We start from the raw sequence: 13,412 nt of genomic DNA on the forward strand, positions 1-13,412 counted from the left end.
CGGCCACCGCAGGTCAGGCGGCGCGAGAAGCCGGTGTGGGACGGACCGGCGCGGATCCTAGTGTTTTCACGAGTGCCGTCCGGGTTCTTCTTTGGTTGGCCCGGCACGTGCCCGGAGAGTCCCGCGTCGCGGCGGGGAAGGCGGGATTTTCTGAGCGCCTCCTATCGTCCCGTGCCAACGAGCCCGGCCGGCTGATGAGTGAGGAACCCCATGGCGTTCAGATATCAGGTTTCGAGACCGTACCTCGCAGGACGAGAGATGGAGTACCTCACCGAGGCCGTCAGCTCCGGCTGGATATCCTCGCAGGGCCCCTTCGTCAGGCGCTTCGAGGAGGAGTTCGCCCAGTACAACGGCGTCTCGTACGGCGTCGCGTGCTCCTCGGGAACGACCGCTCTCACCCTCGCGCTGCGGGCGCTCGGGATCGGCCCCGGCGACGAGGTCCTGGTGCCCGAGTTCACCATGGTGGCCACCGCGTGGGCGGTCACCTACACCGGCGCGGTGCCGGTGTTCGTGGACTGCGGCGACGACCTCAACATCGACGTCTCGCTGATCGAGTCCCGGATCACCCCCCGTACCAAGGTCATCATGCCGGTGCACGTCTACGGCCGGCGATGCGACATGGACGCGATCATGAAGCTGGCGCACGAGTACAACCTGAGGGTGGTGGAGGATTCGGCGGAGGCGCACGGCGTGCGTCCCGTGGGTGACATCGCATGCTTCTCGCTGTTCGCCAACAAGATCATCAGTGCCGGTGAGGGGGGTGTCTGCGTCACCAACAGCGAGCATCTCGCCCAGCAGATGGCCCACCTGCGCAGCATGGCCTTCAGCAAGGAACACGACTTCATCCACAAGAAGCTGGCCTACAACTTCCGCATGACGAACATGCAGGCCGCGGTCGCCCTCGCCCAGCTGGAGCAGATCGACGAGATCCTCGCCATCCGCAAGCGGATCGAGAACCACTACGACAGCGGGCTCGAAGGCATCGAGGGGCTCACCCTCATGCCGCCCCGCGACGTCCTGTGGATGTACGACATCCGGGCGGAGCGGCGGCAGGAGCTGCGGGAGTTCCTCACCGACGCGGGGATCGAGACCCGGCTGTTCTTCCAGCCCATGAGCCGTCAGCCGATGTACTTCAACCCCGACTGGCCGACGCTGAACGCCGCCCGTTTCGCGGCCGACGGGCTCTACCTGCCCACCGACCCCGGGCTGTCCGAGGCCGACCAGGACTTCGTGATCGAGAAGGTGCGAGAGTTCCATCTGGAGGGTCGGCACACGCGCATGTGACCCGTAGGCCGGTACGTCTCCGGGCCTTTGTCCGCCGGTCGCTCCGGACGTCGTCCGTCCCTGCGTCACCGCTCGTCCGTCCGTGCGTACACGTCACCGCTCGTCCGTCCGGCTCGTGCGTCCGCTCGTGTGTCGCCTCAGATGGCCGTCCGCCGGAACTCCGGCCACAGCTGCGGCCACGGGGCCCGCGGATCGTCGCACCGCCAGATGGGCGTGCCGCGCTCCAGGCCGAGACCGGTGTCCACGGTGCCCACCTGCCGCACGTCGCCGAAGTACGTTCGCAGCCGCTCGCCCTCGTCGCCGACGTACAGCACCGTACGGGTCCCCTCGGGAGGCATCCCGAAGTACCAGTAGCCACGGCTGCCGCTGTACGTTTTCGGCAGCCCACGCTCACCGCCGTAAAACTCGAGGGCGGCGGCCTGCCAGTAGACCCTGGTGATCACCACGGCGTCCCGCCGCTCGTCCGGCGGCAGTGTCCGGTACGCCCGGCTGACCGTGTCGGCGAACTCCGGCCAGCCGAACTGGCCGATCGTGATGAGGTCGACCCCGAGGTTCTCGCCGGCCTTGGGCTGCCGCACCCACTCCGCCGGCAGCACCGGTAGCCAGTAGAGGGACGGCAGCACCGACAGCGCGACGACCGGCCAGGTGGGCACCCAACGCCACCAGCGCGCCGGCCGGCGCCGCTGCAACTCGACCGCGGCCGCGGACCACAGCACGGGGAAGAGCCCGATCACGTAGTACCACCGGCCACCGGCCAGCCAGAAGACCAGGATCACCGTGACGGCGGCCACACCGTAGAACCGGTAGGGCCTGAGCAGCGGGGAGCGCAGGAGCCGCCACAGGCCGTACCAGGCGAGCACGGCCCCGACCAGCAGGCCGGGCTGGGCGAGCACGAGCGGGAGGAACAGCGCGCGGCCACCGTTCAGGCTCACCTCCTCCGACACCGTCCGGACCATCTCGAACTGCGGCCATCCGTTGGCGGCCTGCCACGCGAGTCCGGGAAGCATCGTGAGCAGGGTGATCGCGGCACCGGCCCACAGCAGCGGTCTGCGCGGCAGGTCCCGTGGCCCCACCGCGAGCGCGGCCACCGCCAGCGCGAGCCACAGCAGCGGGATGAGGAACTTGACCTGCAGGGCGACGGCCGTGGCGAGACCCGCCCACAGCAGCGGGCGGTCGTCGGACCGCCCCTCCTCACGCAGCCGGACCCAGCGGATCACCAGCCATGAGACCACCGCCCACAGGAAGCCGTCGAAGGCGTTCGTCGCGAGGAGGTGGCCGTTGACGACCATGCCGATGGCGGACACCGCGGCGGTCATCACCTGTGCCCGGCGCCGGCCGCCCAGCTCCCTCGCGATCTGGGTGGCGACGACGACCCCCAACGCCGTGATCACCGTCGCCGGAAGCCGCAGTGCGACCAGGGATCCGGGAAACAGCGTGTCCATCACGTGCGCGATCAGCGGGAGCAGCGGTGGCTGGTCGGCGTATCCCCAGCTCAGGCGCTCACCGGCCGCCATGAAGTACAGCTCGTCGGCGAAGTAGCCGTATCGGCCACTCGTCGCCAGCAGCAGCACCGCGACCGCCCCGGCGATGACCGACACGGGACCCCGGGCGAGAGGTGCGATCGTGTCCGGAGGCCGGGCGGCCTTCACTGTCGCCGCCCGCGCCCTCATCACCGGCTCGCCCATCCCTCACCCGTCCTGTTCTTCCTTGAACTACAACGCCCCACCGGGAAACGGTCAGGAAAGGGCGAACTCGGGCGAGTAGATGTCAAGCCAGCAATGCATGTCGACTATCTTGTCGAGCAGAAGCTTGTCCCCGTGCGATATCTTCGCCGAGTCCATTTCGACAATGGACTTCAGCCATTCTCGGTTGAACAGCGTGAACAGCGGGCTGTGGACGTCCGACAGCACCTCTTTGGCCTGAATCTGCAAAGTGCTCGAATAGCGGACGTCATGCATCATCGTCGGGTAACCACTCTTCACCCGATTGGCCACCGACGGCGGAAGCAGATCCTTCACGGCGTGCCTCAGCAGGCTCTTCTCCCTGCCGTCGAACGACTTGAGCTTCCAGGGCGTGTTGTAGACGTACTCGACGAGACGGTGATCACAGTAAGGAACCCGCACCTCAAGGCCGACCGCCATGGACAGACGGTCCTTACGGTCGAGCAGCATCCGCAGGAACCGGGTCAGATGCATGTGGAACATGACGCGCATCTGGCGCTCGACCCGCGAGGCGCTGTCGAGGTGATCGACGGCCGCCACCGCCGTCGAGTACTGATCCCCGAGGTAGCCTTCCAATCCCATGGCCTGCAGTGCCTCCGCCGTAAAAGGCATGACGGCAGAAGCACTGGGCTGCGAGTTGAGCACCGCTGCCATCCAGGGAAAGATGGGAAGTGCGCGCATGTCGTCGTGGAACCACCGGTAGCCGCCGAAGTTTTCGTCCGCCGCCTCGCCGGACAGGGCCACCGTCGATTCATTGCGTATTTCTCGAAACAGTCTGTACATCGAGATGTCCGACTCACCGAACGCGTTCGGCGTGTCCCGTGCCGTGATCACGGAGCGGCGAATGGTCGGATCGGCCAGATCATCCGCGCTCAGCACCACCTGCTGGTGTACCGGCTTGATCAGGTCGACCATGTCCTTGACGAACGGCGCGTCCGGGGTGCTCCGAAACACATCCGCCTTGAAACGGTCGACGTGATCGACGAAGTCGACCGAGAACGTACGTAGCCGATCACCGCTCGCGGCCAGCCTGGGCGACGCGAGACTGGCGATCGCGCTGGAGTCCAGCCCACCGGAGAGCAGAACGCACTGGGGCACGTCGGAGATCAGCTGTCGGCTGACGGTGTCGTTGAGCAACTGCCGCACTCGTTCGACCGTCTTCTTCTGGTCGTCGGTGTGCGGCGCCGTCTGGAGTCTCCAGTACGTCCTGTTGCGGATTCCGCTCGCCTGGACGGTGACGATCGTGCCCGGCTCGACCTCGTGCATCCCCTTCCAGATCGCCTGGCCCTGCCCGATTCCGGTCACCGCGGTGCGGATTCCGTCGAGGTCGATGGCCTTGCGAGCGAGCGGGTTGGCCAGAATCGCCTTCGGTTCCGATCCGAACAGCACACCGTCGCGAGTCGGGTAGTAGTAGAGCGGCTTCACCCCCAGCCGGTCACGGATCATGACGAGCTTCTGGTCACGGGAATCCCAGACGGCGAATGCGAACATCCCGTTGAGGTGGTCGGCGACGCCTTCCCCCCATTCGAGATAACCGTGCAACACGACCTCGGTGTCGCTCGCGGTGAGGAACCGGTGCCCTTTGGCCTGCAGTTCCTTGCGCAGCTCGATGAAGTTGTAGGCCTCGCCGCTGTACACCAGGACCACGGGACCGTTCGGCGTGGCGAACTCCATCGGCTGCACGCCACCGTCCAGGTCGATGACCGCCAATCTTCGATGACCGAGCGCGACGTGTCGTTGAAGCCATGTTCCGGAGGCGTCGGGCCCGCGCAGCGCCATGGTGGCGGTCATCGCGTCGATCGTGGGCTGCCGTTCGGTCAGATCCGCGTCATAGGACACCCAGCCGGTGATCCCGCACATAAAGGGTTCTCTCCTTGTCCGTCGAAGAAATCGACCGCGACTCTCATGAGCGGCCTGCCCGGTCCGGATCCCGGCAGATCACCGATGAAGGTCGAGGGAATGCCGGACACCTGGTCTTTTATCGGGGGCGGCCCATACCCGACACTTATTCTGTCGACTGGAGACCTGGGGCGACATCGGAGAGACATCATCGTCCACTTCCGCCCCGGTAATGCAGGTACCGGCTCCGGCACTCTACACAAACCTGATGCTATGAACGTTCGACTAGGAAAACGCCTAATGAACCCGAAAATTCGCCGCCACCTGTAATACGCCCCCGACCTGGGAGGACAGCGGCATTCTGGACCCGCGGACACGCCGACCCCAGGAAACGGACACCGCGCCACAGAAGGGTCGGGCGGGCCGTTAACATCCGACCACACACCGGAGGCAGGCGGCAGCGAGCATCCGCATCGACTTCACAAATCTAATGATTTCCGGGAATCGGCCACACCAGGATGTGCCGGACAGGAAATTCAAGATCGCTGCTCGGATCCGTCACACATGTCACCTCGGCAGCCGATCCAGGGAGGCAACCAAGGGTGAATCCGACTTCGACCGCCACCGGCCCGGCCCTTGAACGTCCGACTGTGACGCGATGCGCGCCCTCATAGCGACCGTCGGCTCCGAGGGGGACGTCCAGCCTTTTCTCGCCCTCGGAAAGCGCCTGCTCGCCGAGGGTCACGACGTCGTGTTCTCGGCCTCCGACAGCTACACCGCACGCGCCGACGTCGTCGGCGTTCCTTTCGTCGGCAGGCCGACCTGGAACGAGACGGAATTCCAGGCGAACTACCTCCGCATCATCAGCGAGAAGAACAAGCTGCGGCAACTGACCGTCGTGATCGAATTTCTGGCGCAGGAGCAGCGTGCCGCGATACCTCAGCTGATGGCGCTGGCCCGTGAGGCAGATGTCGTCATCCACTCACCGCTGGCCATCGGCGCGGTCGCCGCGGCACGCGCGGTCGGCACGCCCCACGTGAGCGTGCACCACACCTGGCCGCTGCGCCGAGCACGCGGGCACGGCCCGACCAATGTCGATCTCGGCCCCGTCGGCAACGCCCTCGCCTGGGCGGTCACCGGCGCAGGAGTCAGGCTCGCGACCGACAAGCTCCTCAACCACGTCGTCGCCGCGGCCGGCCTTCCCCCCTGGCGCGACATCCTCTTCGACGCGAGCCATTCGCGCCTGCTCAACCTCATCGCCATCAGCCCGCACACCCTTGAGCACGATCCGCTCTTCGGTCCCGCCTACCTCAACACGGGGTACTGGTTTCTCGACGAGCCGGACTACGTGCCCCCGGACGACCTCGCGGCGTTCGTGGCCGACGAGCCGCCGGTCGTGATCGGCTTCGGCTCGAACAACGGGTTCGACGCCAACGCGGTCACCGAGCAGCTGCTCGACGCGGTTCGCGGCCTGGGCCGGCGCGTCGTCCTGCTGTCCGGCTGGGCAGGGCTCGGAGACCAGGAGCTCCCGCCCCACGTCTTCTTGGCGGGCTTCGTCCCGCACGGGTGGCTCTATGCCCGCGCCGCGTGCGTCATCCATCACGGGGGTGCCGGCACGACCGCGGCGGCGTTCCGCGCCGGTATCCCGCAGGCGGTCGTGTGGCTTCAAGGCGATCAGCTCCACTGGGGAAGAAGGATCGCGCAGCTCGGCGTCGGGCCGTCTCCTCGTTCCCAGCACGCCCTCAAGGCCGGCTGGTTGCGGGGCGCGCTCGACAGCCTGCTCAACAACGGCGATATGGCCGCCCGTGCCCGGGCGCTGGGCACCGCGATCCGTGAGGAGGACGGAACGGGTATGGCGGTTCGCGCGATCGAGAAGGTGTTCGCGGCCGGGTGAGGATGGCCCCGGTGGCAGTCGCATCGCACCCGAAACCCGCGCGGCGAGGCGCATGACCTGGGCGCGGCCGTGCCGTCGGGGTGTTGCCGGGGTGCGGCGATCGAAGGCGTCGAGGGTGTCCGTGCGGCGGGCCGTCGGAGATCGCGTCACCGCGCGGGCTGGCCCTCACACCAACCCGCGAAGCGTCACCGGGACCTCCGGTCGCGATCCCTACGCGTCAAGGGACTCCCACCAGGATCGGTTCTCCTGGTACCAGGTAACGGCGTCCGCGAGGCCCTCCTTGAAATCGATCACGGGTTCGTACCCGATCTCCTCGGTGATCTTCCCGTGGTCCAGCGAGTACCGGTAGTCCTGGACGCGCCGGTCCGGCACGTAACGAACCCGGTCCCAGTCGGCACCTGACAGTTCGAGCAGAAGGCCGGTCAGTTCGCGGTTGGTGAGTTCGATCCCGCCGCCGATGTTGTAGATCTCACCGGCGCGGCCCTTGTCGAGGACCATGGAGATGCCGCGGCAGTGGTCGTCGACGTGCAGCCACTCGCGGACGGCGCTGCCGTCGCCGTGCAGGGTGAGGTCACGCCCCTGGAGCAGGCGGGTGACGAAGCGAGGGATGATCTTCTCCGGATACTGCCGGGGCCCGTAGTTGTTGGAGCATCGGGTGATCGAGAGGTCCAGCCCGTAGGTGCGCCAGTGCGATCGGGCGAGGCAGTCACTGGCCGCCTTCGACGCCGAGTACGGGTTGTTGGGCTCAAGCCGGAACCGTTCCGTCCACGACCCCTGCTCGATCGACCCGTACACCTCGTCGGTGGACACGTGCACGACCCGCTGGATCCCGTTCATCCCGCACTGTTCGAGAAGCCGGTGGGTGCCCATCACGTTGGCCCAGACGAACGGCTCCGCGTCGTCCACCGCCCTGTCGACGTGCGACTCGGCGGCGAAATGCACGACCGCGTCGTGCCCCGGCACGAGATCGGCGAGCAGTTCCCGATCGCAGATGTCACCGCGTACGAAGGTCAGCCTCGGATGTTCCTCGGGCAGGTTCTCCCTCCTGCCGGCGTAGGTCAGCTTGTCCAGAACGGTGATTCGGGTGTCCTCGTGGCCGGGATATCGGCCTTCCAGCATTGACCGAACGAAATGGGATCCGATGAACCCAGCTCCGCCAGTGACCAGGATTCGCATCTGATACTCCTTCATCCGCGTTACCTGCCTCGCCTCTGGCGGACAACTCGGACGGAAACACGGTGTCGGCGATCATGTGATTCCCCCAGATCAAGGGGTTTCGTTCAGGTGATTGTGCCTCAGCCGATCAGGTAATTCCCCTAGTGTTGTCGGACGTAGGCTCCGACCGCCGGCCGATCGAGGACTGGTCGTGAGCTGTCGAAACGCCTTCCGGTAGATCGAGCGCGGTGGCCACGGCGGCCGGGCGACCCGACAGCTGGAGGGAGAGAACGTTGATGGACACCACCAGCCGGTGCCTGGTGTGCGGGGCCGACCGCCTGGAGGAGGTGGTCTCGCTCACCCCGACTCCGCCCGCCAACGACATCGCGCCCACGGCCGAGCTGGCCCGATCCCAGGACCGATACCCGCTGGACCTCGTGCGCTGCGCCGGATGCGGTCTGGTCCAGCTGGTGGACGTCATTCCCCGGTCGGTGCTGTTCGCCGACTACCGGTACGCCACGGGTGCCGCTCCCGCCCTCGTCGACCACTGCCGTGCGCTGGCCACCCTGGTCACGGATCGGCTGGGGCTCGCCGCCGGGGCGAAGGTTCTGGAGATCGGCTCGAACGACGGCACGCAACTGAGCTTCTTCGGCGAGCGCGGCATGCGGGTGCTCGGCGTCGACCCGGCGGTAGAGGTGGGAACCTACGCCCAGGAGCACGGGGTTCCGACGCTGACCACCCATTTCGGTGTGGAGACGGTCGAGAGGATACTGGACGACATCGGACCCGTCGACGCGGTGCTGGGCAGTAACGTGCTCGCCCACGTCAACGACGTGAACGGAGTCCTCCGCGCGATCCGCATGCTCCTCAAACCGGGGGGCTGCGCCGTCATCGAGGTCGCGCACGTCCTGCCGATGGTCCAGCACGGTATCTTCGAGTTCGTCTACCACGAGCACCTTTCCTACTTCTCCCTGCACGTGCTGGCCCAGGCGGCCGAGGCGAACGGCCTCGCGGTGTTCGACGCCGAGCTCATCTCGACCCAGGGAGGCTCGCTGCGCTGCTGGATAGGCCGCGACGACGACGGCCGCTCCCCGAGCGCCGAGTTCGACCGGATCCTGTGGGCCGAGGTCGACGCGGGGGTGCCCGACGGCGGTTTCCTCGACGGCTTCGCGAACCGCGTCGACCGGGTCTGCACGACCCTCAACGACGTGCTGGGCGGCCTGTCGAAAACCGGCCGGCGGATCAGCGGGTACGGCGCGTCGGCGCGGGCCGTCACCCTCCTCTCCCAGGCGGGAGTGGGCGGCGAGATCGACTGGATCGTCGACGACAACCCGCGCAAGGTGGGCAAGTTCACGCCGGGCGACGGTATCCCCATCGTGGGCTCCGAGCGGCTCGTCGCGGGCTCGACCGACTACTGCGTGCTGTTCGCCTGGAACTTCGAGGCCAGTATCCGCGCACGGTCGGCGGCGTTCTCCGCGGCCGGCGGCTCGTTCGTCGTGCCGTTCCCCGAACTGTCCATCAGGTGAGGCCGATCCTGCTGGTCCGGCACATCGCATGACGATCGTCTGGAGGAGTTGACGTGCACGTCCTGGTCACCGGAGGTCTGGGCTATCTCGGCCGTGCGCTCACCCCCGGGCTTCTCGCCGCCGGTCACCAGGTCACCGTCCTGACCAGGGGCCACCCGGACGCGGAGCGGCCCGCCGACGTCGGCCTGGTGCAAGGCGATGTCCGCGACCGCGGCCGCATCCGGGAGATCGTCGCCGCCGGACGCTTCGACGCGGTGTGCCACCTCGCCGCGGTGTCCCGGGGGCGGGACTCGTTCGCCGACCCGCTGACGTATTACGACGTGAACGTGGCCGGTACCCTCAACCTCCTCATGGCGCTCGACGACATCCGCGAATCGGTGCCGCCGGTTCGTTTCGTGTTCGCGTCGACCGACAAGGTCTACGGTTCGCGGCACGTCGGCGCCCTGGGCGAGGATGTGGAGCCCCATCCGGAAAGTCCCTACGCGGCATCGAAGGTCGGGGCGGAGCAGCTCGTCGCGGCGTACGCCGCCACCGGAGCGATCGGCGCGGTCACGCTGCGGTGCTTCAACATCGCCGGAGCGGCCGACGGGCGCGCCGACACCGACACCGCGCGCATCATCCCGAACATATTCCGCGCGCTCACCGGCGAGTCGCCGTACGTCACCCTCAACGGCGACGGGTCCGCGGTCCGCGACTTCGTCCACATCCTCGACGTGGCGGCGGCGGTACGGCTCTCCCTCGCCGCCGTGAAGGCGGGCGAGCACCGCGTCTACAACATAGGGAGCGGCACCGCGTCCAGCATGGCGCAGGTCGTGGCGACGGCGGAAGCCGTGACCGGGCTTCCGGTACCGGTCAGAAAGGCGCCGCCCAAGCCGGAACCGCAGATCCTCACGGCCGACAACGGCCGCGCCGTGAAAGAGCTCGGATGGCTTCCCGAGCGATCGGGCCTTACCGAGATGGTCGCCGAGGCGTGGAGCGCCTGGAACGCCTGACGATCGGCTGCGCGGTCGAGGCCCGCCGTTCGCGACGGGCCGACGCGGCTACGCCCCGAGTTCCCTGGCGATCTCCTCGTTCACCGCCTGCTGGTGCCTGGTGAGGAAGAAGTGACCGCCGGAGAACACCCTGATACGGAAACGCCCCGAGGTGTGCCGGCTCCAGGACTCCGCCTCCTCGACGGTCGTCCTCGGGTCGGCGTCACCGGTCAGCACGGTGATCGAACCACTCATGCTCTGCTCCGGATCTCCGCGATAGGTCTCGATCGCGCGGTAGTCACCTCGCAGCGCGGGCAATGCCATCCGCAGGATCTCCTCGTCGCCGAGCAGCCCGGCGTCCGTGCCGTTCAGCAGCTTGAGCTCGGCGATGATGCCGTCGTCGTCGCGCCGGTGCACCGACTCGTCCCGATAGGTGGACGGTCCTCGGCGCCCCGAGGCGATCAGCGTGTGGGGCGCGTTGACACCCTTGCGCTCCAGCCGGCAGGCCACCTCGAAGCCGATCACCGACCCCATGCTGTGGCCGAAGAAGACCGTCGGCTTCTCCGACAGTGTGATCAGCTCGTCGACGATCCGATCCGCCAGGGTGCCGATGTCGGTGATGCACGGCTCCCGCAACCGATCCTGCCGCCCGGGGTACTGGATGGCCACCACATCGGCACCCGGCGAGAACCTGGCCGAGGCCGGACGGAAGAAGCTGGCCGATCCGCCCGCGTGCGGGAAGAACACCAGGCGCTTACCCGCCCCCGCTGCCGGATGGTAGCGACGGACCCATGCGGTGCTGACGTCGTCCGCGATACTCACGATCCGTTGACCCCTTCATCTCGCCGAATAGCACTCGGACCAGTGAAGCCCATCGCGACTCACAAAAACACTAGAAGCCGGGCCGGTGGGTCTCGCCCCGAGGCCGCCGACCTGTCTTCAGGCCACGAACTCCGGTGATTTCCTGGTCTTTCGACATTTACTCTCACCACTGGCCGTCGCTGCGCGCCGCCGCCGAGTCGCGCCGCCAGGTCGATCGGCTGGCCACCGTCCGGGTGCGCCGGGTACGCGCCGTACAGAGGATGTCATGGACGCAGACAGCGGAGACCCTCGGGGTCAGCAGGCAGGCGGCATACCAGCGCCTCGGATGGAGAAGGTACTGCGCGGGCGGGTGCGCCTCGGCAGCCTGGGCAGGTGGAACGCGTGGCGGCCGCTGTTCGACCTGGTCCGGCCGCACAAACGCGTGCTGCTGCTGGGTGGCGTGTTCACCCTGGTGGGGAGCTCCGCCGGGCTGGCGATGCCGATCCTCGCCAAGAGCGTGATCGACGCTTTCGGAGAGGGTGGCGACCTCGCCGGCCCGATCCTCTGGCTGTCGGTGGCGGTCCTGCTGGCGGCCCTGCTCCTGGGGGCGGGTCGCTTCCTGCTCGAGCGGATGGGCGAGGGAATCGTGCTGACCTCGCGCATGAGCCTCGTCGACCGCATCCTGCGGCTCAGAGTGGCCGACGTGGACCGGCTCAAGCCGGGAGACCTGCTCTCCCGGGTCAACTCCGACACCACGCTGCTGCGCGCCGTCTGCACGGACGCGCTGGCCAGCTCGGTGAACGCGATCTTCATGTTCCTGGGCGCGGTGGTGCTGATGGCCGTCATCGACGGCCTGCTCCTCATGGTCACGCTCGCGGTGGTCGCCCTGATCGGCCTCATAGCGGCGTCGATCGTGCCGCGCATCGGCCGGGCGTCGCTTCAGGCCCAGGTCGCCCTGGGCGAGATGAGCTCCATACTCGACCGCGCGCTCCAGGCGTTCCGCACGGTCAAGGCCAGCGGGGCCGAGGCACGCGAGATCGCGGTGGTGGGCGTCGCGGCCTCCGAGGCACGTGACCGCGGTGTGGCCGCCGCCGCGTGGACCTCGGTCACGAGCGTCGGCACCTGGATGGCCACCCAGCTGGCGTTCCTCGCCGTGCTCGGAGTGGGCGGCGCGCGCGTCGCCGGCGGGGCGTTGGAGATCTCTTCGCTGGTCGCGTTCCTTCTCTACATGTTCTACCTGGTCTCCCCGATCGGGACGCTGATCGAGAACCTCACCCAGATGCAGAACGGCCTGGCCGCGATAATCCGTATCCGGGAGATCTCCGAGCTTCCGTCCGAGCCGCCCGTCCCCGAGACGCGGGAGCCGGAGAGCACCGACCCCGTCGGCCTCGTCTTCAGCGGCGTGGTCTTCCGGTACGGCGAAAACCGGTCGATCGTCCACGACCAGGTGGACTTCGAGGTGCCCGCGGGTGGCATGACCGCCCTGGTCGGCCCATCGGGAGCCGGCAAGTCCACGGTGTTCGGGCTCATCGAACGGTTCTACGAACCACAGGCCGGGAGGATCCTCATCGACGGCCGGGACATCCGCGAATGGCCACTGAGCGAGCTGCGCGCCTCGCTCGGCTACGTGGAGCAGGACGCCCCCGTCCTCGCCGGCACGTTCCGGGAGAACCTCGTCTTCGGAGCGCCCGGCGCCACCGAGGAGGAGATCGCCCACGCCGTGGCCCGCACCCGCCTGGACGATCTGGTCGCCCGCCTGCCCGAAGGCCTCGACACACCTGTCGGCCACCGCGGCGTCCTGCTCTCCGGCGGGGAACGCCAGCGAGTGGCCATCGCGAGGGCGCTGCTTCGCAAACCCCGTTTGCTGCTGCTCGACGAGGCCACCTCGCAGCTCGACGCCGTGAACGAGCTGCGCCTGCGCGAGGTGGTGGCCGAGGTGGCGCGGGAGACCACGGTCCTGGTCATCGCCCATCGGCTCTCCACCGTCACCGGCGCCAACCGGATCATCCTCATGGAGGCGGGCCGGGTCCGCGCCTACGGCACCCATGACGAGTTGGTCGACGCCGACGACCTCTACCGTGAGCTCGCCGCGACCCAGTTCCTCGTCACGTCCTGATGCTCCGGGCAGCCGGCGCGGCATTCGTGGCGACAGCCGTGAGGTCGCTCCGGTGGGGCGCTCGAACCTTCGATCGTGAGATCCGCCGACCGTGCTCTCCCCGTC

At 67.8% G+C, this 13,412-nt stretch carries 9 protein-coding genes; 5 read left to right on the top strand and 4 right to left on the bottom strand.

Annotated features, from left to right (window positions below):
* Positions 1 to 258: 258 nt before the first annotated feature.
* Positions 259 to 1,284 carry a DegT/DnrJ/EryC1/StrS family aminotransferase gene (locus ACIBH4_RS37085; RefSeq protein ID WP_362521624.1) on the top strand — a complete coding sequence of 342 codons (1,026 nt, stop codon included), beginning with the start codon at positions 259 to 261 and terminating at the stop codon, positions 1,282 to 1,284.
* 137 nt (positions 1,285 to 1,421) lie between these two features.
* Here the strand turns inward: ACIBH4_RS37085 and ACIBH4_RS37090 are convergent, their stop codons facing one another.
* Both ACIBH4_RS37090 and asnB read right to left on the bottom strand, forming a co-directional pair.
* On the bottom strand, positions 1,422 to 2,969 hold the full coding sequence (locus ACIBH4_RS37090; protein ID WP_362521627.1) for a glycosyltransferase family 39 protein: 1,548 nt from the start codon (positions 2,967 to 2,969) through the stop codon (positions 1,422 to 1,424).
* Between the two features lie 51 nt (positions 2,970 to 3,020).
* Complete coding sequence (gene asnB / locus ACIBH4_RS37095; protein WP_362769810.1) at positions 3,021 to 4,865, bottom strand: asparagine synthase (glutamine-hydrolyzing); 1,845 nt, start codon at positions 4,863 to 4,865, stop codon at positions 3,021 to 3,023.
* A 637-nt stretch (positions 4,866 to 5,502) separates the two neighbouring features.
* On the opposite strand from asnB, the gene ACIBH4_RS37100 reads away from it, so the two are divergent.
* Entirely contained in the window at positions 5,503 to 6,738 is a 1,236-nt protein-coding gene (locus ACIBH4_RS37100; protein WP_362769812.1) for a glycosyltransferase, read from the top strand.
* A gap of 210 nt (positions 6,739 to 6,948) precedes the next feature.
* Here the strand turns inward: ACIBH4_RS37100 and rfbB are convergent, their stop codons facing one another.
* Positions 6,949 to 7,929: a dTDP-glucose 4,6-dehydratase gene (rfbB, locus tag ACIBH4_RS37105; RefSeq protein ID WP_399173713.1), complete on the bottom strand. Its 981-nt coding sequence runs from the start codon at positions 7,927 to 7,929 to the stop codon at positions 6,949 to 6,951.
* A gap of 260 nt (positions 7,930 to 8,189) precedes the next feature.
* Here rfbB and ACIBH4_RS37110 point away from each other — a divergent pair, with 260 nt between their 5' ends.
* The gene (locus tag ACIBH4_RS37110; RefSeq protein ID WP_362521637.1) at positions 8,190 to 9,419 is read left to right on the top strand and encodes a class I SAM-dependent methyltransferase; all 1,230 of its coding nucleotides are present in this window, start codon (positions 8,190 to 8,192) and stop codon (positions 9,417 to 9,419) included.
* A gap of 53 nt (positions 9,420 to 9,472) precedes the next feature.
* A complete protein-coding gene (locus ACIBH4_RS37115) occupies positions 9,473 to 10,411 on the top strand; it encodes an NAD-dependent epimerase/dehydratase family protein (RefSeq protein WP_362521639.1) in 939 nt (312 codons plus the stop codon).
* A gap of 48 nt (positions 10,412 to 10,459) precedes the next feature.
* Here the strand turns inward: ACIBH4_RS37115 and ACIBH4_RS37120 are convergent, their stop codons facing one another.
* On the bottom strand, positions 10,460 to 11,212 hold the full coding sequence (locus tag ACIBH4_RS37120) for an alpha/beta fold hydrolase (protein ID WP_362769814.1): 753 nt from the start codon (positions 11,210 to 11,212) through the stop codon (positions 10,460 to 10,462).
* A gap of 325 nt (positions 11,213 to 11,537) precedes the next feature.
* On the opposite strand from ACIBH4_RS37120, the gene ACIBH4_RS37125 reads away from it, so the two are divergent.
* The gene (locus ACIBH4_RS37125; protein ID WP_362521643.1) at positions 11,538 to 13,307 is read left to right on the top strand and encodes an ABC transporter ATP-binding protein; all 1,770 of its coding nucleotides are present in this window, start codon (positions 11,538 to 11,540) and stop codon (positions 13,305 to 13,307) included.
* Positions 13,308 to 13,412 lie beyond the last annotated feature (105 nt).

Origin of the sequence: Streptosporangium sp. NPDC050284 (assembly GCF_044459525.1) — a bacterium.
In the GTDB taxonomy this organism is placed as follows: Bacteria; Actinomycetota; Actinomycetes; order Streptosporangiales; family Streptosporangiaceae; genus Streptosporangium.